Source organism: Saccharopolyspora sp. NPDC002376 (genome assembly GCF_053593195.1).
In genome coordinates this window covers 39,323-59,497 of sequence record NZ_JBSFBZ010000012.1, presented here as the reverse complement: position 1 = coordinate 59,497, position 20,175 = coordinate 39,323, and the positions used below count along the sequence as shown (strand labels likewise).

Here is a 20,175-nt window from a genome sequence, read left to right as displayed (position 1 = left end):
GAAGCACCGAAAACGCTAGGCCAACAGGACATTTCGCTGGGCCATTCGGCGTCATTTCGGGATCCCGGGGCACGAATCCGATAACGCGAACGTCATTCTTCTCTAAACGCGCCAGCAAACCGCTCCCCCGGTTCGCGGGGGTTCGACGGGCGAAGGACAGGTGAAGATCGAGCATGTCCGGACGGGACGACTTCGACGCGGGTCGCCAGGACCTGGCCGCGCGCAACGCCGTGCTTCGGGACCAGATCGACAACATGCTCTCCGATCTGCGGCGCCGCACCGCCGAGATCCAGGAGAAGCAGTCCAGCGCCGCGCAGCAGACCTTCGAGGTCGCCTCAGATGACGGCATGGTCACCGTCCGGGTGGACGCGACCGGAACCGTGCAGGAACTGGCCCTGTCACCGAAGGCGTTCGAACGCACCACCCCCGAGAAGCTCGCGCGCAGCATCACCAGCGTGATCCGGGAGGCCGCGGGCACCGCCCAGCGGCAGCTGCAGTCCGAATTCGCGCCGCTGGCCGACGTTTCGAACGTTCCGGAAGTCCCCGGCGTCCCGTCCCTGGCCGGTCTGCTGCGCCAGGGACCGCTGGTCGAGCCGCCCAACCCCGACGTCGAACGCCAGCAGCGGCGCGCCGAGGACTCCACCACCCCGGCGAGCAACAGTGCGCCGCCGCCGCAGGTGCGCACCAAGCCCGATGACGAGTGGGACGACTGGGAGTGGGAGAACAGCCGGCGAGGGGGCCGCCGATGAGCGACCAGATGCGGATGGAGCCCGAGGAGATCCGCTCGGGTGGCAAGAAGATCGGCGACTCCGGCAACGACCTCGAGCAGGTGGTGAACACCCTCAGGTCCGCGCTCGACGGCGAAGGCGAGTGCTGGGGCGACGACGAAGCCGGGCAGAAGTTCGCCGGGGACTACACCAAGGGTCGCGACAGCGTTTTCGAAAGTCTGAAGAAGGTCGTCAAAGCCCTCGGCGACATCGACGACAACCTCAAAGCCACCGCCGATGACACCGAGTCCAGCGATTCCGGTTCGGCCGCGGACATCGGCAAGTCCGGCTCCAACATGCCCTCGTAGGGAGTGGATGTTTCGTGAGCATCGAAATGCCCGACGAGGTCAAGTGGCTGCTGCCGATCGTGGTCGGCGAGTCCTGGCCGGAAGGCGACGAAGACGCGATGCGCCGCATGGCCGACGCCTGGCGCGCCGCCGCAGACGGGATCGAAGGCGTCAACACCGCCGCCAACCGTGGCGCTGAGCAGGCCAAAGGCGCGATGGAGGGGCAGACCTCCGACGCGTTCGCCGAGCTGTGGAAGGACATCGGCGACGGCGGCGAAGCAGCGCTGCCGAAGCTGAAGGAAGCCTGCGAGAAGCTGGCAAAGGCCTGCGACGACGCGGCTCTGGACGTCGAGCACACCAAGCTGACCATCATCGCCTCGCTGATCGCGCTGGCCATCCAGATCGCGGCGATGATCGCGGCCGCCCCGGTCACGTTCGGCGCCTCGACCGCGGGCGTCGCCGCCGCGCAAGCGGTCACCCGCACTGTGGTGATGCAGATCTTCAAGCAGCTCGTCATGAGCATCCTGAAGAACGTCGCCATCGAGATCGCCACCTCGGTCGCGATCGAGTTCGCGGTGCAGGGCGTGCAGATCGCCTCCGGCGAGCGCGACGGCCTCGACGGCGGCAAGTTCAAGGAAGCGGCGATCTCCGGCGCCATCGGCGGCGCCGTCGGCGGCGTGTTCGAGGGCGTGGGCAAGTCGGTCGGCAAGCAGGCAGGCGAAGCCGTCGGCGATGCCGCGGGCAACGCGGCGACCACCGCGGGCCGCGCAGCGGGCGACGCGGTGGGCGACGCCGCCGGCGAAGCGGCGGAGAGCGCCGCGAAGACGCTCGGCAAGACGGCGCTGAAGGAAGGCGCCCTCGGCGCCGCCGAAGGCGCGGTCGGCAGTGCGGCGGAGCAGCTGATCACCGAGGGCAAGATCGACTGGGGAGACGTCGGCAAGGGCGCGCTCTCCGGCGGCGTGACCGGCGCCGGGATGGGCGCGGGCGGCGAAGCCCTCGGCCGAGGAGGCGACGTCGACGTCCCCGACACCAGCGGCGGCGGGTCCGGCGGAAATGGCTCCGGTGGCGGCGGTGAAGGCGGCGGGCCCGGCTCCGGCGGCGGCGAAGGCGGCTCCGGGTCCGGGTCGGGCGGCGGAGACGGTGGTGGTTCTGGCGGCCACGGCTCCGGCGGCGAAGACGGCAGCGGGTCCGGTGGCGAAGGTGGCTCGGGATCCGGCGGTGACGGCGGCGGTGGCTTCGGCAGTGAAGGCGGGCCCACCAGCACGAACCCGTCGGGCACGCATTCCAGCGAGGGCGGCACCGGCTCGGACGGCGGCCCGTCCGGTCGCTCCAGCGCTGTGTCAGGCGACGGCGGCTCCGGTGGTTCGGGCTCGCACTCCGACGGCGGTCCGCCCGTCTCGGCATCCGGCGGATCGGGCTCGCACGGCGACGGATCCCCGGGTGGCGGAGGCGATTCCAGTTCGTCGCACAGCACGTCCGGTGGCGGAGGCGATTCCGGCTCCTCGCACGGCAGTTCGTCCCGACCGGACACGGTGTCGAGCAGTTCGCCGGATTCCCACAGCACACCAGTCGGTTCCGGACAGTCCCATGTGGACTCCGGAGGCAGCTCCCACGGATCCGGCGACAGCGGCGCAACGCCGCGCAGCAGCACACCGGACACCGGCGGCGTGAGCCACACGTCCAGCAGCGAGACCCCGAGCAGCAGCCATTCGAGCGGCGGAGGGGGCGATTCCTCGCCCAACGGCGGAGGTTCCACCACGCCGGCCGGCGGAGCCACGCACGGCGGCACGGACAGCGGAACCTCGCAGGGCGGCGGCGGAACGCCCCAGGGTGGCGGCGGAGCCGGCGGTATCCCGCAAGGCGGTGGCGGCGCAGGCGGCGGAGCCCCACACGGCGGTGGCGGCGCAGGCAGCGGAATCCCGCAGGGAGGCGGCGGAGGAACCGGCTCGCACCTCGACGCGGAACGTTCCCCAAGCACACCCGCCAGCACTTCTTCGTCCAATGTGGATGCACCGGCGGGTGGAGCTCCCACTATGGCCGGGCCGATGCCGACGGGCGGCGCACCGCGCGGCGACCAGTCGAGCTCCGCAGGCAGCGGCGGCGGAGCCATGGGTGGCGGCGCCATGGGCGGTGGCGGCATGGCTGGAGGTGCAGCCGGCGGCGCACCGGGCGGCGGAAGCAACCGCCCAGGATCGGGAGGCGGCTGGACCGGCACCTCCGGCACGCCCGGCGCAGCAGGCGCACCAAGCCGCCCGGCCGGCGGCGACACCGGAGCACGACCGGACTCCGGTCGCCCGAGCTCCCGCCCGGACGGAGGCCGCCCGACGGGCCCCGACGGTTCCCGCACCCCGGAGCGTCCGACCACTGCAGCGCCCCGCGGCGGAGCGGCCCCGCAGAACGCCCCGACCCGTCCGCACGACGCGCCAACGGGAGGCCAGGGCGTCCCGCCCCAGCGCACCCCGGGCGCAGGCCCGTCGCAAAACCCGAACGGCCCTGGCGCCCGACCGGATGGCGGACAACCACGCCCAGGCCCCCAACGCCCCGACGGCGCATCGCCCCGTCCAGACGGTCCGACACGGCCGGACGGAACGGCACCACGTCCAGACGGCCCGTCCCGGCCCGACGGATCCACTCCCCGTCCTGATGGCGCCCCGGCACGTCCGGACGGACCGCCGCACCGCGACGGCCCCGGATCCCGGCCGGAAGGCACGTCGAGGCCCGACGGGACCAGCACTCGACCGGACCCAACACGTCCCGACGGAGCAGCACCCCGCCCGGACGGATCAACACGCCCCGACAGCACGCGCCCGGACTCGGCCACACCCCGTCCGGACGGCACGCGACCGGACACCAACACGCCTCGACCCGACTCGGCCACGCCGCGTCCAGACGGCACGACTCCGAAACCGGACACCACGTCCCGCCCCGACGCAACGTCCGCGGGCAACCAACGCACGCCCGACCCGCAGAGCACCCGTCCGACGGGCACGCGCCCGGACGCCCCAGGTGGCACTCACGACCCGAAGCGCCCCCACCAGGACGGCCCGGAAGCGACGCGCCCGAAGGACGGGCCGGACAGCCCCGAGCACCGGCCGGACTCGGACGCTCCGGACAAGCACCAGGACACCGACCAGCACCGCGACGGCGACGCCGAGCCCGGCACGCCGGAACGCCAGCAGCAGATCGACGAAGCCGAAGCCCACCGCGACACCACCCCGGGCGGCTCGTCGTTCCACACCGACCCGAACATGCGCGACCTCGCGCAGCGCGTGCCGGACGACGGCGTCCACCACACGGTCGACGCGCACGCCCTGCCCGACGGCCGAGTCCGAATCGGCGACCGCACGTTCAGCCCCCAGGAATTCGCGGACATGCTCCGCCGAGACCCGAACTGGGACGGCAAGCCGATCCGTCTCCTCTCCTGCGACGCAGGGACCAGCGGCCTCGCCCGAGACCTCTCCCGAGAGCTCGGCGTCCCGGTAACGGCCCCCCGGGGCCTGGCCTGGACAGACGGCAACGGCCGGGTCTTTTCCTCCGACAGAGGCCCCGACGGCCGCCCGGGCTGGCCCCCGAACGGAGGCTGGGACACCCACAACCCCGACGGAACCCAAACCCCAGCCAGCAACGACGGCTTCCACCCCTCCCGAGACGGAGAAGACCCAGGCCAACGCCCCGACGACGCCGAGGCACGGGGCGACAACAACGGAAACGGCGAGCCGGACACGGCCGATGACTCTCAAAGCCCGCGAGTTGGGCCGCCATACGATCCGACGCCGAATGCGATGCAAGTTCGGCACGTAGACCCACCCGAGGACTTCACTCGCCCAACAGTCGAAGAACGCACCACCCACGCTGGAACGGACCCGAACAGCTTCGCCCGGTTCGATCGCGATGACCACGGCCCGTTCTCTGACACGCCCTTCCCAGACCCTCGCGGACCAGAACACCTAAGGGATCCGCTGGGCGACAAGGAACCCCTGGTCAACCGCCAGCCGCTCGCAGCGAACGCGCACTACAGCATTCCTGGCCGAGGTGACTTCTACACCGACGGCCATGGCAATATCAAATGGGTCGAGGCCAATTCCGGGAACAAGACGGACGGTTTCAACCCCGACCTCAACCACCCTGCACCGAATGCGCAATACAAGGTCGATAATCGGTGGATCTTCAACACCGACAAGGACGGCTACTCCACGTCCATGACGGGCACGCCGAACGAGAAGTTCAAGTCCGTTAATGATCGCCGAGACGACACGAGCCGTGCCGATCACGAGGACGCGCAGAAGCGAGCTCGTGAACAGGGGTACACCCGGTTCAAGGGCGAGGACGGCGAGGTCGGCCCGTACGAGTACGTCAAGTGGGCAGGCGGCCACCTGGCCGCCAACGAGATGGGCGGCCCCGGCGAGTTCATCAACATGTTCCCGCAGATGGCAGCGTCCAACAGCGGGAACGCTCGCGACGGCTACACCTACCCGGCGTCTTGGCGCAGGGTGGAGAGAGAACTCGGACAGGCCCAGAACCCACCAGACAGCATCGTCAGCCAAGTCCAGGTCGGAATGCAGCGTGGCGGGCACGGGGTACCCGACAAGGTAACCTTCCAGTGGACCATCGAAAAGGCCGACGGATCCTCGGAAACCTTTGAAAGGACGTTCCCAAATGTTCCACCTATCAACTACGGGGAACAAACTCCATTCAAGGACCGAAGGCATCTGCACCCGGATAATCGACCTGCTAGCTGAGAACGCCCCCGAAGGCTGGGCTTCAATTCGGGTAAAAGCGCTGATGTCGACGATGATGAACCAGTTCAACATAAGCGTGCGAGGCGCCGACGGGAAGGGACTCCGGATGTCCAACCCCAATGGTGTCGACAGCGCCTTCACGCAGTTGCGGGAAATGATGTACGAACAAGACCGCGGAACCTGGTTCTCAGCCGTACTCAGCATTTCGAAGCCGAACTCGGCTGAGATCGAGTTCAACTTCGACGATGATCCCGAATGGTGGCCGAGCGTCCCACCAACCGTTTTCCTGGCAGACCTGAACGTGTTCCCTCGATCCGACGAGTACATCCGCCCCTGGCTTCGGGACGAGCTCACCGAAGCGGAACGGATCCTCCAGCAGGAAACCGGAGAGCACTCCGGCGGTCAGGGCGCCAGTTAGGCTACGCCGGCAGCAGGACGCCCCGACCAACGCCAACGAGCAGAGGAACCACCGAGCCATGACTCAGCCCCAGCAGCTCGGCCCCGTCGAGCAAGAAGAGATCCTGCAAGAAATCACCAACATCATCCTCGCTGCACCACCGGCGAACTGGCAGCGGATCGTCATCGAGTACATGGGCGTTGGCAACCACATCGAGGGTGGTGCCGCTGTCGTCCTGCCCGACGGTAGCCATCAGCAGTGGGAAACCCCTGGCTCGATCTGGCAGCTCCTCATCAAACTCCGCGGAGGCATGTACCAGGAGAATCTCGGCACCTGGCTCTCGTGCACGTACCAGCTCGCCCAACCGAACCGGTACGCGATCAGGTACGACCGCGAGCAGGAACCGAACTGGCTCCAGCCGCGCCCGGCTTCCGAATTCGCGGATGAACAGCGCTTCTTCCCCCGCGACGACGAACACATGCCGGAGTGGTTCAAAGAAAAGCTCGCGCAAGCCAAGTCGAGCTAACCGCACGCAGTCGCGGCCGATCGCAATGCGAGGGATGAGACACCATCGAAAGCGATCGGCTCGAACCACGTCAACCTCCCAAGCGCCCCCTTCAGTGTTGATGGAGATCAGCTGTCGGAAAGACCCTGCGATGGCAGGAGATCTGGAACCGTGACCGCTCGCCTACAACTCAGCCCGGAAGAGCAGAACGCGCTGTTGGGCGATCTGACGCTGCTCTTGATCGAGGTGCTGCCGACGGGCTGGCAGCAGCTGATCATCGATTACCGCCAGGTCGGGGATCACGTCCTGGTCGCGGTCGGGGTCCGCTAACCGAACGGCACCCTCAAGCTCTGGGATCCGCCGCAGGATGTGTGGTTCTTCTTCCAGAAGCTCCGTCACGGGATGTACAGCGAAGGACGGGGCACTTGGTTCTCCATGCGGTTCATCATCGACCCGCCCCACAACTTCCAGGTCCAGTACAACTACCGGAACCTCCCCGACTGGGGCGAAGCGCCCGCCGCGGACTTCAAACTGGACTTGGAGCGGTACCCCCGCTCGGAAGACGACATCCCCGAGTGGTTCCGCGAAGAACTCAGCTAGCGGAACGAAACGACCGGAACGCATCGATGGCCGGGCCGGCAAAGGGAATTTTCAGCGACGTCGCCGCATCCTCCGCCGTCGCGGCTTCGACGCCGTCGGCAACGTGACGTGGGAAACCGCGGGATGATCGACCCGCATGACCGGAGATGCCACACCTCGAAGGCATTGACGACGTGAGGAGAAGCGCTGATGTCCACCCCGGATCACATTCCGCCGGATCATGCTCAGGTCGATGAGCCGAGCGAGGAGATCTCCATCCGACCGGCGTACAGCCTGACCACCAACCACGGCGACGTCCCCAGCCCCGCGGTTGGGTGGGTCTCGCGAGATGATCTGATCACCGAATGGGTCGGCGCACAGTTGATCGGGGCAGCTCCGGCTGAATGGTGTCGTCTCGAGCTCGCAGCCGTCATCGCCGCCGACGCGGTCGACATCCGGTTCACCGTCGCCGTGCAAGACAGGTCGGCGCCGAACATCGAGCTGCCACCGGGAGTGGACCGCGCGCTCGTCGATTTGCGGGCGGAGATGTACCAGAGAGGCCGGGGAACCTGGCTGTCCGCTCGGATCACCATCGCCCCACCTGGCGAGTACTCCGCCAGCTTCAACTTCGATCTCGAACCAGATTACGGTCCGGAGTTCACCGATATCGCGATCATCAAGGACCTGGACGCGTTCCCACGAGATCGAGCGCACGTCCCGGAGTGGCTGCAGATGAAGATCGACGACCATCAGCAGTCGATCTACGACCGGTACGAGGCGCAACGCCGAGTCCAGTGAGGCCAGCCGCAGCTCCCTGGTGGGCTCAGGGCTGCATTCGGCCGAGGTGGTCTGCTGTTCTGGTTGTTTCTGGGAGGCGGTACTTGGGGGTCAAGCGGAGGACCAGGTCACAGGCGCCGTTGAGGGTGTAGCGGTGGCCTACCGAGACGAATACCGGTTTCACCCCGCGTTGCGTGCGGAGGGCTCTGCCGACGACTTCGTCGTTTTGGTGGAGGGGTGACCAGGCGCCTCGGTCTTCGGCTGGGGGTTCGTAGCGGCCCATGGCCGTCTTGCCCACTCCGATCGACGGGAGGTCGGTCAGGACACCCAAGTGGCAGGCGAGGCCGAAGCGGCGCGGGTGGGCCAGGCCTTGGCCGTCGCAGACCAGGACGTCCGGTAGCACCGACAGCTCCGCCAATGCGGCCAACAAGGATGGCGCCTCGCGGAAGGCGAACAGGCCTGGAATGTAAGGGAAATCCACCTTGCCGCGCACGACCGAACTGTCCACAACAGACAACGTCGCGACGTCCAGCACCGTCACCGTTGCGACGATCTCGTCCTCGTCGCGGTACGCCACGTCCAGGCCCGCTGCCCTGCGGATCTCCGGTGGTTCGTCGAGGCGGACCAGTGGGCGGAGTCGCTCCTGGATCGCGACGGCTTCGGCCTCCGTCTTCGGCCACTCGTGCAGGTCGCGGATCACGTCGTCGATCGTAGTCGTGAGTGCGAAAACCGGCTCCCACCGGCTTTCGCACTCACGACCTCTCAGCGCTGGATCGACTTGGTTTCGAGGAACTCCTCGATGCCGTGGCGGCCGAACTCGCGGCCGTTGCCGGACTGCTTGTAGCCGCCGAACGGGGCGTTCGGGTTGAAGCGGCCGCCGTTGACGTCGACCTGGCCGGTTCGGAGGCGCTTGGCCACCGCCAGCGCGCGCTCCTCCGAGCCGAACACCGCGCCCGCCAGGCCGTAGTCGGTGGCGTTGGCGATGCGCACCGCCTCGTTCTCGTCGCGGTACGGCAGGATCGACAGCACCGCGATGACGTGGCCGGTGTTCGGTGCTGTCATGAACCCTCCCTGATCCGACACAGCAGACGTCGCACCGAGCCTGTCACGTCGCAGGGCACCCCGAACCGGTGAATCGAACCAGCCGAAACCGGAAGTTCTGGGAACACCGGGAAAAACCCGATCGGCCGATTTTCGGCCGCCTGATCAGTCGAACTGGGGCGACTCGGTGCGGGCCCGCTTCAGCTCGAAGAAGTACGGGAAGCCGGCCATCGCCACCGCACCGTCGAACAGCTTCGCGGCATCCTCACCTCGCGGAATGCGGGTGATCACCGGGCCGAAGAACGCCACCCCGTCGACGTGGATGGTCGGGGTGCCGACCTCGTCTCCGACCGGGTCCATGCCCCCGTGGTGGCTGGCCTTCAACTCCTCGTCGTAGTCGGTGCTCTCCGCCGCCTCGGCCAGCGATGCCGGCAACCCCGCCTCGGCCAGCGAGCCGCGGATGACCTGCGCGAAGTCCGTCTCGCCGCGGTCGTGCAGCCGGGTGCCCATCGCCGTGTAGAGCGGCGAGAGCACCTCGTCGCCGTGGTGCTTGGCAGCGGCGACCGCCACCCGCACCGGACCCCACGCCTTGTTCATCAGCTCCCGGTAGTCCTCCGGCAGGTCGCGGCCCTCGTTGAGCACGGACAGGCTCATCACGCGGAAGTGCAGGTCGATGTCGCGGACCTTCTCCACCTCCAGGATCCAGCGCGAAGAAACCCAGGCGAACGGGCACGCGGGGTCGAAGTAGAAGTCGACGCGGGGACGAGAAGCGGAAGACATCCAGCCTCCAGATCGGGTGGTTCGTTCGCGGGCACGTTCGGACGCGCCCCGCCTTGGGTATGAACCCCGGTGAGAGCGATTATCTTCCCGACACGCCGAGCGCCCGCGCCGCACCCACCAGGACGCGCGCCCGCGCGCGGACGTGATTTGATTCCCTGCGCCAGGTCGCCGCCCGGCGAACCTGGATCAACCCAGTCCCGACGAGCAAGAGGTGATCCGTGGCCCCGCCGAACCTCACCCGCGAGCAGGCCGAGCAGCGTGCGGCGTTGCTGGAAGTCCAGTCATACGACATCGAACTGGATCTGTCCGCGGGCGCGGGTGGGCCGGACGTGGAGACGTTCGGGTCCACCACCACGGTGCGGTTCCGCAGCACGCAGGCGGGGGTCGACAGCTGGATCGACCTGGTCGCCGACCGGGTGCGCAGCGCCGTGCTCAACGGCGTCGAACTCGACGTCTCCGACTACGACGAGTCCACCGGCATCCGACTGCCGAACCTGGCCGCCGACAACGAACTCGTGGTGCGCGCCGACTGCGCCTACACCAACACCGGAGAGGGCCTGCACCGCTTCATCGACCCGGTCGACGGCAGCGTCTACCTCTACAGCCAGTTCGAAACCGCTGACGCCAAGCGGATGTTCACCTGCTTCGACCAGCCGGACCTGAAGGCCACCTACCAGATCACGGTGGACGCCCCGGAATCCTGGAAGGTCATCTCCAACGCCACCGCCGAGGTCGGCGACGCGACCGACGGCGTCAAACGGCACACCTTCGCCACCACCGAGAAGATGTCGACCTACCTGGTCGCGCTGGTGGCCGGTCCCTACGCCGAGTGGCGCGACGTCTTCCCGGGCGGGGACGGCCAGGCCGAGATCCCGCTGGGCATCTACTGCCGCGCCTCGCTGGCCGAGCACCTCGACGCGGAGCGGCTGTTCACCGAGACCAAGCAGGGTTTCAGCTTCTTCCACAAGGCGTTCGGGGTCGCATACCCGTTCGGCAAGTACGACCAGTGCTTCGTGCCGGAGTTCAACGCGGGCGCGATGGAGAACGCCGGCTGCGTGACGTTCCTGGAGGACTACGTCTTCCGATCGAAGGTCACCGGCTACCTCTACGAGCGGCGCTGCGAGACGGTGCTGCACGAGATGGCGCACATGTGGTTCGGCGACCTGGTGACCATGCGCTGGTGGAACGACCTGTGGCTCAACGAGTCGTTCGCGACCTGGGCCAGCGTGCTCGCGCAGGTCGGCGCCACCGAGTACGACAGCGCGTGGACGACGTTCGCCAGCGTCGAGAAGTCCTGGGCCTACCGGCAGGACCAGCTGCCCTCCACCCACCCGGTGGCCGCCGACATCCCGGACCTGCAGGCCGTGGAGGTCAACTTCGACGGCATCACCTACGCCAAGGGCGCCTCGGTGCTCAAGCAGCTGGTCGCCTACGTCGGGCTGGAGAACTTCCTGGCCGGGCTGCGGGTCTACTTCGACCGGCACGCCTGGGGCAACGCGACCCTCGACGACCTGCTGAAGGCGCTGGAGGAGGCCTCCGGCCGCGACCTGTCGTGGTGGAGCGCGCAGTGGCTGGAGACCACCGGCCTGAACATGCTGCGGCCGCGGTTCAGCACCGACGACGGGGGCCGGTTCACCTCGTTCTCGGTGGTGCAGAGCGGCGCCCGGCCCGGTGCCGGGGAGCTGCGCACGCACCGGCTGGCCATCGGCATCTACGACGACGAGGGCGGCAAGCTGGTGCGCAAGCACCGCGTCGAGCTCGACGTGATCGGTGAGGTCACCGAGGTGCCGGACCTGATCGGCGTGCACCGCGGCAAGCTGGTTCTGGTCAACGACGACGACCTGACCTACTGCTCGCTGCGCTTCGACCCCGAGTCGCTGGCCTCGCTGATCGACCGGATCGGCGACGTCGACGAGTCGCTGCCGCGCGCGCTGTGCTGGTCGACCGCGTGGGAGATGACCCGCGAGGCCGAGCTGAAGGCCCGCGACTTCGTGACGCTGGTGCTCGGTGCCTCCGTGGCGGGCGGCATCGGCGCGGAGAGCCAGATCGGTGTGGTGCAGCGGGTTCTGCTGCAGACCCAGACCGCGCTGGCGTCCTATGTGGACCCGTCGTGGCAGGAGGAGGGCTGGCGCCGGTTCAGCTCGCGGCTGTTCGAACTGGCCCGCGCCGCCGCGCCCGGTTCGGACCACCAGCTGGCGTTCGTCAACTCGCTGGCCGGTTCGGTGCTGTCCGAGGATCAGGTCGGCGAGCTGCGCGGCTGGCTGGACGGGTCGGCGCCGCTGGCCGGTCTGACCGTCGACACCGACCTGCGCTGGGCGCTGCTGCAGGCGCTGGTCGCGCACGGCGCGGCCGGCGAGGCCGAGATCGACGCGGAGCTGGAGCAGGACCAGACCGCGACCGGTCGGCGTCGCGCGGAGCGGGCTCGGGCGCTGATCCCGACGGCGGAGTCCAAGGAGAAGGCGTGGCAGCGCGCGGTCCACGACGACCAGCTGCCGAACGCGGTCAGCGACGCGATCATCGCGGGCTTCCAGCACCCGGCCCAGCGAGAGCTGCTGGCGCCCTACGTGCAGCGCTACTTCGAGGAGATCGACGAGGTTTGGCAGCGCCGGTCCAGCGAGCGCGCGCAGCCGACGGTGATCGGCCTGTTCCCGTCGTGGGCGGTGACGGACGGAACCGTCTCGGCTGCGGACGCATGGCTGGCAGAGGAGCACGCCCCGGCGCTGCACCGTCTGGTCTCGGAAGGCCGCGCGGGCATCGTCCGGGCTTTGGCTGCCCGGGAGTTCGACCGCTCCTGACCTGATCCGGTGAAGGGCACCTCCGACCGCCCACCCGTCGCCTGACCGCCCCTCAGGGAGGCGCTTCGCGCCATGGCGTGGAACCGGCCGGAGGTGCCCTTCAGCCGTTCCGGGCGCAAGCCGCCGGGAACTACAGTTTCAATTGAAACTGTGATCGGCCGTGGGTGAGATTTACAGTTTCAATTGAAACTGTGGTCCCGCAGGCCGAGGCCGGGCGACCCTGCAACCGGGTCCTGTGCGGGATGGAACCTCGGTGAACCGTCGTCTCCGACCACCCGGCTGGGCGAGGGCTCTTTGCAAGTCTCAGCTCGAACACGCATCGTAATCAATCAGGTGCACCGCATTAGGTGCTGGTGATTCGCGGCGTGAGGGGTGAGAGCAGCGATGCCCGAGTTGATCTCTGCGGTCGCCGAGTTGATGTGGCCATTGATGGCCCTGGCGGCGATCATCGTGTTCCGGCGCGCCATCGGACGCGTGCTGCGCACCGCTGAGAAGCGCGAGCTGGAGTTCGAGATCGGCGGCCAGAAGCTCACCATGCACCAGGTCAACGACCAGCAGAACGAGATGATCCAAGACCTGCAGCGGCAGCTCAGCATCCTCGGCAGGGAGCTGGCCGAACGCGAGCGCGGGGCGATCACCCAGGAACCCGCGAAGTCGCCCACCCCGATCCCCGCACTGCCCGACGGACTGGACCTCCCCGTCGGCGGACACGACGATCTGCCCACCAATGGCGAACCATCCGGCAACGGCGATGGCCACGGTGGCAGCCACGTCGAGATGCCGCTGGTCGAGGAGCCGGTGCTCGATGAACCGGTAGGCCCGGAGCCGTTCGCCGTGCTGTGGGTCGCCGAGAAACCGCAGGCGCACGCGATCCTGGCCGAGCAGCTCCGCGAGAACGGAGTGCGGGTCACGATGGTGACGACCACCGACGCTGCGCTCGCCGAGCTCTCGCAACGCCCCTACCGGCTGATCGTGGAGGACATGGGGCGCAAGGAGAACGGCCGGTGGCGCCCCGACGCCGGGCTCGCTCTGCTGCGTGAACTCCGCGACCTCGGCGTGGACACCCCGGTGATCGTGTTCAGCAGTCAGCAGCTCCAGCAGCAGTACGGCGATCAAGCCCGCCGCTCCGGCGCGGTCGGCACCACCTCGTCGACCTACGAGATGTTCCAGAACTTCCAGAGCTTCGGCCTGCTGTGAACGCCCGGCAAAGGCGAACGGCCCGTTCATCTCGTCTCTCGAAACAAACGGGCCGTTCGCTGCAAAGCGATGGACAGGTCAGTGGTGCGCGCGGGACTCCTGGTAGGAATTGCCGGCGGCATCGGAGAGCATGCGGAGCGCGCTGATCAGTCCGTCGATCAGCTCGCCTTCCTTGAAGGAAGCCACCATGCTCATCGCGGCCAGCTGGCAGCTGCGGTCCGGGATCCGCCGGTACGCCTCTTCACCGGTGACGATCTCGAACTTCTTCTGCCCCGGCGAAACGGCGATCAGCACGCCTTCGCCCGCGCCCGAACCGAGGTTGGCGTGCAGCTCCTCGGCCTGCTCACGGGTCTCCTCGCCGAGGTCGCCGAGGTAGACCCCGAACTCCAGGCCGGTGCTGCGGCTGGACAGGGTCAGCGCCTCGTCGAGCCGCGCGAGCTGGTTGGGGCTGAACGGCAGCGCCGGGTGGTCGGGCTCCACGCGGCGAGCGATGGACAGCCGACCGGTGGCCGTCAGCGCCTCACCCTCGCCGAGCTCCCGCACGTCCGCAGCCTGCCCCGCGATCTCACCAGTTGCCACGTGCGCCTCCCCGAGCAGTGCTGGGCCGCGCACCCTCCGGCGCGACCTCGGATTCCACGTCCGTCACCGGGACGGAGTTGTTCACACCCGCCGGGTTGGCCACCCACAGCACCGGCGCGAAGTCCCACTTCTGGCCCGCGCGATAACGCGGGCGGGTGAGCTTCGGCCACATCGCGATGAGCACGATCAGGCCGTAGATGGCCGCTGGGATCACCGCCAGAGCGAGCACAGTCTCCACGACAGTCACGCCAGTACGGTATCCGATGACCACCGCTTCATGCGCTACGACCTCGAACGGTGCATGATCGACGTCGAAGATCACCGCCGCGCTCGCCCGCATTTCCCGCAGGCCTGCCGCCGCGACGCCGGGGTTCCGCATTTCCCCGGTTCGGGTTTCCGCTGGTCGAGGCCGACCGCCAATCCGAAAAACTACGTTCGGTCACTAGTCAAGCGTGATGCAGATTACATCCTGTAACTCGTTTGGCGTAATAGCTACCACCGAATGGAGTCGCACCAGACGGTTGCAATGCGCGGCGACTTGGCGGCTTGTTCCTGGCGATCTCTGAACCTAGTTTTTCACCTGTATGGGTCTTGCATATTTGATCACATGCAATCAAAACGTCTTTTGAATGCGGGAGGCACACAATGTCGATCTTCGAAACCGCCAATCAGAGCAGCGTTGTCACTCTTCCGGGCATTCGTCAACCACTGCGCGAACACGGCGTCCGCATCAGCGGCCAGACCAGCGGAGTCCGCATCAGCGGCCAGCGGGGCGTCCGGATCAGCGGCCGGAGCGGCGTGCGGATCAGCGGCCTCGCGGAGGGTGTGCGGATCAGCGATCGGCAGCACGGCGTCCGCATAAGTGGCGAGCGAGGTGTCCGCATCAGCGGCCAGCAGGGCGTGCGGATCAGCGGACAGCACGGGGTTCGCATCAGCGGGCAGAGCGGAGTCCGGATCAGCGGACGGCAGGGCGTCCGGATCAGCGGCCGGAGCGGGGTTCGGATCTCCAGCGGTGTTCGGATCAGCCGGGGTGTTCGGATCAGCGGACAGCGCGGTGTTCGGATCAGCTGACCGGGCGTGGCGCAGTTCGGACGGCGTCACACCCGGCCGTCGACGTCGGCATCAGGCCGCCGGTTCGCCCAGGTACGGCAACCAGAGGGGGTCCGTCTCGGACAGGCCCGCGAGCAGCCGCCAGTGCCGACCCCGCGGCGCGCACGGCGCCACCGGCAAGCGCCAGCCCAGCTCGCTCAGCATCTTGTCCGCCTTCCGGTGGTTGCACTTGGTGCAGCAGGCGACGCAGTTCTCCCAGGTGTGGGGGCCGCTTCGACTGCGCGGCACGACATGATCTATGGTTTCGGCGCGAGATCCGCAGTACACGCACCGGTAGTTGTCCCGCAGCATCAAGGCCGCTCGGGTCAGCGGGACCCGGCCGCGGTACGGGACTCGCACGAAGTTGCTCAACCGGATAACGGACGGGATTTCGACGGCGGCGGTTGCCGAGTGCAGCACCATGCCAGCCGAGTCACCGTGCACCACTTCGGCCTTGCCGCAGACGAGCAGCACTATCGCGCGGCGCAGCGGGAGCGCCGTCAGCGGCTCGAACGTGGTGTTGAGCAGCAGAACCCGCCGTTTGCGCCAGGACGGCGCATGGCCAGGTGGCCGGTCCGCCTGCGGCGTGGAGCCGCGGTTCGGCGGGCACAGCGAGGCCCGCGACGCGAGGCTCGTGGCCTTCAGCGCCGGTTGTCGGGTCGGTTGTCGGTCGGGCACGCGACCACCTCCACCGGTGTCGGGCAAAGTTCAGCACAGAACCCCGTCCGAACGCACGTGTGATTCGCCACGCCGCGTCGGTGCGGCGGTGAACCGCCCTCAATCATTCTGGATCAAAGGCCCTGTCCGGCAACGATGCGCGCCGTCGGCGCTGCTCGTTTCCGGTGAAACCGGCATGTCGAGATCAACTCCGGCACCCGTCCGCCACGTATCGTCGCGGGCGTGACAGACGCTCAAGCCCAGCTGCGCTACCCCACCGCCGACCGCGACGACATCGTCGAAGACCTGCACGGCCGCCAGGTGGCCGATCCCTACCGGTGGTTGGAGGACCCGACCGATCCGCGCACCGAGGCGTGGTCGGCGACGCAGGACCAGCTCGCCCGCACCTGGCTGGATGCGCTGCCGGGGCGGGAAGCGGTCGCCGAGCGGATGCGCTCGCTGCTGGCGTCCGGTTCGGTGTCGGCACCCGCGTGGCGCGCCGGGCGTGCGTTCTTCACCCGCCGCGAACCCGACCAGGAGTTCCCGGTCCTCTACGTGCGCGACCGCGACGGCAGCGAGCGGGTGCTGCTGGACGTCACAGCGCTGGACCCGTCCGGGCTGACCACGCTGGACAGCTGGTCGCCGAGCCTGGAGGGCGACCGGCTGGCGTACCAGATCTCGGTCGGCGGTGACGAGGAGTCGCTGCTGCACGTGCTGGACGTGTCCACCGGCGAGCTGGTCGAGGGACCGATCGACCGCTGCCGCTACTCGACGATCTCCTGGCTGCCCGGCGGCGAGGAGTACTTCTACGTCCGGCGGCTGGCCCCGGAGCTGGTGCCCGAGGGCGAGGAGCAGTTCCACCGGCGGGTGTGGCGGCACCGCGTGGGCACCGACCCGAACCAGGGCGACGTGCTGGTGCACGGCGAGGGCCAGGACCCCACCTTCTACTACGGCACCCGGGTTTCCCGCGACGGCCGCTGGCTGGTGATCGAGGGTAGCCCCGGCACCGCCCGGCGGGACTCGGTGTGGATCGCCGACCTGACCGCCGACGGCGACGTGCCCGAACTGCGGCAGATCGTGGACACCACCGACGGCTACCGGGTCGGCGCCTGGGTGGAGCGCGACGGTCGGCTGTACGTGATGACGACGCTGAACGCGCCGCGCTGGCGACTGTGCGTGGCCGACCCGCAGCAGCCGGAGCCGGAGCACTGGACGGAACTGATCGGCGAGCAGCCGGACTCGGTGCTGGAGGCGGTGCGCTGGTTCGACACCGGCGACGGCGACCCGCAGCTGGTCGTGCTCCGCACCCGGCACGCGGTGTCGGAGGTGACGCTGCACGACCCGGCCACCGGACGCCGGACCGGCGAGGTGCCGCTGCCCGGCACCGGTCAGGTCACCGCGCTGACCGTGGTCGACGAGGACACCGACCACGACCGCGACAAGCTGTGGATCGGCTGGACCGACTTCGCCACCCCGCCGTGCGTGCACGCCTACGCGCACAGCACCGGTCAGGTCGCGCTGGAACAGCGCGCGCCGGGTGCCGTCGAGCTGCCCGAGGTGCACACCCAGCAGGTCACCTACCAGTCGCTGGACGGCACCTCGGTGCGGATGTTCCTGCTCAGCCCGGCGGCCGAGCCGGACCGCCCGCGACCGGTGTTCATGACCGGTTACGGCGGGTTCTCGCTGTCCCGCGAGCCCGGTTACACGCCGTCCGCGCTGGCCTGGGTGGCCGCCGGTGGCGTGTGGGCGCTGCCGTCGCTGCGCGGCGGTGGTGAAGAGGGCGAGCAGTGGCACGAAGCCGGCATGCGCGAGCAGAAGCAGCACACCTTCGACGACTTCCACGCCGCCGCGCAGCACCTGATCGACCAGGGCTGGACCACCTCGGACCAGCTGGCGATCTCCGGCGGCTCCAACGGCGGTCTGCTGGTCGGCGCGGCGCTCACCCAGCGCCCGGACCTCTACCAGGCCGTCGTGTGCTCGGCGCCGCTGCTGGACATGGTCCGCTACGAGCAGTTCCTGCTGGGCCGCACCTGGAACGACGAGTACGGCACCGCCGACGACCCGGAGGAGCTGGGTTGGCTGCTGTCCTACTCGCCGTACCACAACGTGGCCGAGCAGACCGACTTCCCGTCGGTTCTGTTCACCGTCTTCGAGTCCGACACCCGGGTTGACCCGAATCACGCTCGCAAGATGTGCGCGGCATTGCAGCACGCCACGGCCTCTGACCCGGCGAAACGTCCGATTTTGCTGCGCCGCGAGACCGAGGTGGGCCATGCCGCGCGCTCGGTTTCACGTACTGTGGGGCTCGCTTCCGACCAGCTCGCCTTCCTCGCGGAGGCCACCGGGCTGCCCTTGGACTGAGCCCCGAACTCGGTCCGGGTGCCGCGGCTGGTCGAGTCTCGTGCGCGGCGGGGCGCGCACGATGCTCGAGGTTGGTCCGGCGCGCCCTCGCGCGACGGTGCGATCACCGACGTCGCGGCATCTGAACGACAGCATGGAGACCCCCCGAACCCATGGAACTGCCGCTTTTGCCCCAACCGGAGTGTGCCAGCGAGCCGGGCTGGTGCAGCACGATCTACCGCTGGACCGGCAACGAATGGCTGGCCTCGTACTCCGACCTGCTCATCGCAAAACCGCTGCACATCGTGATGATCCTGATCGTCGCGTTCTTCCTGCGCTGGTTGGTGCACCGCACGATCACCAAGCTGACCCAGGGCAACGGCAAACCCCCGAAGTTGCTGAACCCGCTGCGGGAACGCCGTGCGGACGCGCTGACCGCCGAGCTCCTCTCGGAGCGGCGGCTGCAGCGCGCCCGCACGATCGGCTCGGTGCTCAAGTCGATCGCCTCGCTGCTGATCTTCAGCTTGGCCGCGGTCTACGTGCTGCAGGAGCTGGGCATCCAGGTAGGGCCGGTGCTGGCCTCGGCCGGTGTGGTCGGTGTCGCGGTCGCCTTCGGTGCTCAGAACCTGGTGCGGGACTTCCTGTCCGGCATGTTCATGCTGGTCGAGGACCAGTACGGGGTCGGTGACGTGGTCGACCTCGGCGAGGCCAGCGGCACCGTGGAGTCCGTCGGCCTGCGCGTGACCACGCTGCGCGACATCAACGGAACCGTCTGGTACGTCCGCAACGGCGAGATCCTGCGGGTCGGCAACTCCAGCCAGGGCTTCGCCTACGCGGTGGTGGACTTCCCGATCTCGCACACCAGTGAGGTGGAGAAGGCCATCGCGGTCGCCACCGAGGTGGCCACCGACGCCACCTCGCGCGAGCCGCTGTCCAAGGACGTCCTGGACAAACCGGAGATGCTGGGCGTCGACAAGATCACCGCCGATACCATCACGCTGCGGCTGACCGTCAAGGTCCGCCCCGGCCGCCAGTGGTCGGTGCAGCGCAGGCTGCGGGCGGAGATCAAGCGCGCCTACGACGAGAAGGACATCGAGCCGCCATACCCCTACGGCCGGCCGATTCCGCCGTCGAGCCCAGTGGAGCTGTGACACCGGCGCTTTACCGCGGTGCAGGCGGACGCATAGGTTCCGCCTGCACCGCCACGCAAGAGGAGTTCGGCGGACCGCTCTTGAGAGGATGGGGCCCGTGACTTCCGTGGAGAGCTTTTACGAGCAGGTCGGCGGCGAAGCGACCTTCCACCGAATCGTGGCGAAGTTCTACGAAGAGGTGGCCAAGGACGAGCTGCTGCGACCGCTCTACCCCGAGGAGGACCTGGGACCAGCCGAGGAGCGGCTCCGGTTGTTCCTCATCCAGTACTGGGGCGGCCCGCACACCTACTCCGACCGGCGCGGACACCCGCGGTTGCGGATGCGCCACGCCCCGTTCAAGATCGGCCCGACCGAGCGGGACGCGTGGCTGCGCTGCATGCGGATCGCGGTGGACGAGGCGCAGCTCGCGCCGCAGCACCGCGAGCAGCTCTGGCAGTACATGGAGATGGCGGCCGAGAGCATGGTCAACTCGTGGTTCTGACGGGACTCATAGGT

Annotated in this window: 19 protein-coding genes and 1 pseudogene; 14 read left to right on the top strand and 6 right to left on the bottom strand. The window is 68.5% G+C overall.

All coding sequences use genetic code 11. From position 1 onward, the window contains the following. Window positions 1–173 precede the first annotated feature (173 nt). The 8 genes from ACWCO2_RS11255 (at window position 174) to ACWCO2_RS11220 (ending at window position 8,072) form a co-directional block, all read left to right on the top strand. Entirely contained in the window at window positions 174–749 is a 576-nt protein-coding gene (locus ACWCO2_RS11255; RefSeq protein WP_450127599.1) for a YbaB/EbfC family nucleoid-associated protein, read from the top strand. Next, window positions 746–1,075: a WXG100 family type VII secretion target gene (locus ACWCO2_RS11250; protein ID WP_450127598.1), complete on the top strand. Its 330-nt coding sequence runs from the start codon at window positions 746–748 to the stop codon at window positions 1,073–1,075. The genes ACWCO2_RS11255 and ACWCO2_RS11250 overlap by 4 nt, the downstream gene beginning before the upstream one ends. A gap of 14 nt (window positions 1,076–1,089) precedes the next feature. Beyond that, window positions 1,090–5,793 (top strand): WXG100-like domain-containing protein, encoded by a 4,704-nt coding sequence (locus ACWCO2_RS11245; protein ID WP_450127597.1) that lies wholly within the window; start codon window positions 1,090–1,092, stop codon window positions 5,791–5,793. Window positions 5,794–5,899: 106 nt separating this feature from the next. Beyond that, window positions 5,900–6,211 (top strand): hypothetical protein, encoded by a 312-nt coding sequence (locus ACWCO2_RS11240; RefSeq protein ID WP_450127596.1) that lies wholly within the window; start codon window positions 5,900–5,902, stop codon window positions 6,209–6,211. Window positions 6,212–6,269: 58 nt separating this feature from the next. Then, window positions 6,270–6,716: a hypothetical protein gene (locus tag ACWCO2_RS11235; RefSeq protein ID WP_450127595.1), complete on the top strand. Its 447-nt coding sequence runs from the start codon at window positions 6,270–6,272 to the stop codon at window positions 6,714–6,716. A 150-nt stretch (window positions 6,717–6,866) separates the two neighbouring features. Continuing rightward, entirely contained in the window at window positions 6,867–7,025 is a 159-nt protein-coding gene (locus ACWCO2_RS11230; protein ID WP_450127594.1) for a hypothetical protein, read from the top strand. Window positions 7,026–7,097: 72 nt separating this feature from the next. Beyond that, the gene (locus tag ACWCO2_RS11225) at window positions 7,098–7,295 is read left to right on the top strand and encodes a hypothetical protein (protein ID WP_450127593.1); all 198 of its coding nucleotides are present in this window, start codon (window positions 7,098–7,100) and stop codon (window positions 7,293–7,295) included. A gap of 189 nt (window positions 7,296–7,484) precedes the next feature. After that, window positions 7,485–8,072, top strand: coding sequence for a hypothetical protein (locus tag ACWCO2_RS11220; RefSeq protein ID WP_450127592.1), 588 nt, complete (start codon window positions 7,485–7,487; stop codon window positions 8,070–8,072). A 25-nt stretch (window positions 8,073–8,097) separates the two neighbouring features. Here ACWCO2_RS11220 and ACWCO2_RS11215 read toward each other — a convergent pair whose 3' ends face one another. The 3 genes and pseudogenes from ACWCO2_RS11215 to ACWCO2_RS11205 form a co-directional block, all read right to left on the bottom strand. Beyond that, window positions 8,098–8,751, bottom strand: coding sequence for an endonuclease V (locus ACWCO2_RS11215; protein WP_450127591.1), 654 nt, complete (start codon window positions 8,749–8,751; stop codon window positions 8,098–8,100). Window positions 8,752–8,813: 62 nt separating this feature from the next. Beyond that, window positions 8,814–9,080: pseudogene (locus ACWCO2_RS11210) on the bottom strand (aldehyde dehydrogenase family protein); the annotation flags it as partial. 177 nt (window positions 9,081–9,257) lie between these two features. Next, complete coding sequence (locus ACWCO2_RS11205; RefSeq protein WP_450127590.1) at window positions 9,258–9,872, bottom strand: mycothiol-dependent nitroreductase Rv2466c family protein; 615 nt, start codon at window positions 9,870–9,872, stop codon at window positions 9,258–9,260. Between the two features lie 218 nt (window positions 9,873–10,090). Here ACWCO2_RS11205 and pepN point away from each other — a divergent pair, with 218 nt between their 5' ends. After that, on the top strand, window positions 10,091–12,667 hold the full coding sequence (gene pepN, locus ACWCO2_RS11200) for an aminopeptidase N (protein WP_450127589.1): 2,577 nt from the start codon (window positions 10,091–10,093) through the stop codon (window positions 12,665–12,667). A 384-nt stretch (window positions 12,668–13,051) separates the two neighbouring features. Further along, on the top strand, window positions 13,052–13,864 hold the full coding sequence (locus tag ACWCO2_RS11195; RefSeq protein ID WP_450127588.1) for a response regulator: 813 nt from the start codon (window positions 13,052–13,054) through the stop codon (window positions 13,862–13,864). 78 nt (window positions 13,865–13,942) lie between these two features. On the opposite strand, the gene ACWCO2_RS11190 is transcribed toward ACWCO2_RS11195, so the two are convergent. Continuing rightward, window positions 13,943–14,443, bottom strand: a complete 501-nt coding sequence (locus tag ACWCO2_RS11190) for a DUF5130 family protein (RefSeq protein ID WP_450127587.1) — start codon at window positions 14,441–14,443, stop codon at window positions 13,943–13,945. Next, on the bottom strand, window positions 14,430–14,822 hold the full coding sequence (ctaJ, locus tag ACWCO2_RS11185; protein WP_450127586.1) for an aa3-type cytochrome oxidase subunit CtaJ: 393 nt from the start codon (window positions 14,820–14,822) through the stop codon (window positions 14,430–14,432). Before ctaJ ends, ACWCO2_RS11190 begins: the two co-directional genes overlap by 14 nt. 266 nt (window positions 14,823–15,088) lie before the next feature. On the opposite strand from ctaJ, the gene ACWCO2_RS11180 reads away from it, so the two are divergent. Then, complete coding sequence (locus ACWCO2_RS11180; RefSeq protein WP_450127585.1) at window positions 15,089–15,514, top strand: hypothetical protein; 426 nt, start codon at window positions 15,089–15,091, stop codon at window positions 15,512–15,514. A 51-nt stretch (window positions 15,515–15,565) separates the two neighbouring features. Here the strand turns inward: ACWCO2_RS11180 and ACWCO2_RS11175 are convergent, their stop codons facing one another. After that, a complete protein-coding gene (locus ACWCO2_RS11175; protein WP_450127584.1) occupies window positions 15,566–16,210 on the bottom strand; it encodes an HNH endonuclease in 645 nt (214 codons plus the stop codon). A gap of 222 nt (window positions 16,211–16,432) precedes the next feature. Between ACWCO2_RS11175 and ACWCO2_RS11170 the strand changes: the two genes are divergently transcribed. From ACWCO2_RS11170 to ACWCO2_RS11160, 3 genes are all read left to right on the top strand, one after another. Next, window positions 16,433–18,550: a prolyl oligopeptidase family serine peptidase gene (locus tag ACWCO2_RS11170; RefSeq protein ID WP_450127583.1), complete on the top strand. Its 2,118-nt coding sequence runs from the start codon at window positions 16,433–16,435 to the stop codon at window positions 18,548–18,550. Between the two features lie 152 nt (window positions 18,551–18,702). Next, complete coding sequence (locus ACWCO2_RS11165; RefSeq protein ID WP_450127582.1) at window positions 18,703–19,680, top strand: mechanosensitive ion channel family protein; 978 nt, start codon at window positions 18,703–18,705, stop codon at window positions 19,678–19,680. 97 nt (window positions 19,681–19,777) lie between these two features. Continuing rightward, window positions 19,778–20,161, top strand: coding sequence for a globin (locus ACWCO2_RS11160; RefSeq protein WP_450127581.1), 384 nt, complete (start codon window positions 19,778–19,780; stop codon window positions 20,159–20,161). Window positions 20,162–20,175: the final 14 nt, after the last annotated feature.

What these genes read in the sequence shown, in the direction of transcription:
- ACWCO2_RS11205 (WP_450127590.1), bottom strand. Translation starts at nt 9,872, where the DNA reads ATGTCTTCCGCTTCTCGTCCCCGCGTCGACTTCTACTTCGACCCCGCG.
- ACWCO2_RS11225 (WP_450127593.1), top strand. Translation starts at nt 7,098, where the DNA reads ATGTACAGCGAAGGACGGGGCACTTGGTTCTCCATGCGGTTCATCATC.
- ACWCO2_RS11240 (WP_450127596.1), top strand. Translation starts at nt 5,900, where the DNA reads ATGTCCAACCCCAATGGTGTCGACAGCGCCTTCACGCAGTTGCGGGAA.
- ACWCO2_RS11255 (WP_450127599.1), top strand. Translation starts at nt 174, where the DNA reads ATGTCCGGACGGGACGACTTCGACGCGGGTCGCCAGGACCTGGCCGCG.
- ACWCO2_RS11195 (WP_450127588.1), top strand. Translation starts at nt 13,052, where the DNA reads ATGCCCGAGTTGATCTCTGCGGTCGCCGAGTTGATGTGGCCATTGATG.
- ACWCO2_RS11220 (WP_450127592.1), top strand. Translation starts at nt 7,485, where the DNA reads ATGTCCACCCCGGATCACATTCCGCCGGATCATGCTCAGGTCGATGAG.
- ctaJ (WP_450127586.1), bottom strand. Translation starts at nt 14,822, where the DNA reads ATGCGGAACCCCGGCGTCGCGGCGGCAGGCCTGCGGGAAATGCGGGCG.
- ACWCO2_RS11250 (WP_450127598.1), top strand. Translation starts at nt 746, where the DNA reads ATGAGCGACCAGATGCGGATGGAGCCCGAGGAGATCCGCTCGGGTGGC.
- ACWCO2_RS11180 (WP_450127585.1), top strand. Translation starts at nt 15,089, where the DNA reads ATGTCGATCTTCGAAACCGCCAATCAGAGCAGCGTTGTCACTCTTCCG.
- ACWCO2_RS11235 (WP_450127595.1), top strand. Translation starts at nt 6,270, where the DNA reads ATGACTCAGCCCCAGCAGCTCGGCCCCGTCGAGCAAGAAGAGATCCTG.
- ACWCO2_RS11165 (WP_450127582.1), top strand. Translation starts at nt 18,703, where the DNA reads ATGGAACTGCCGCTTTTGCCCCAACCGGAGTGTGCCAGCGAGCCGGGC.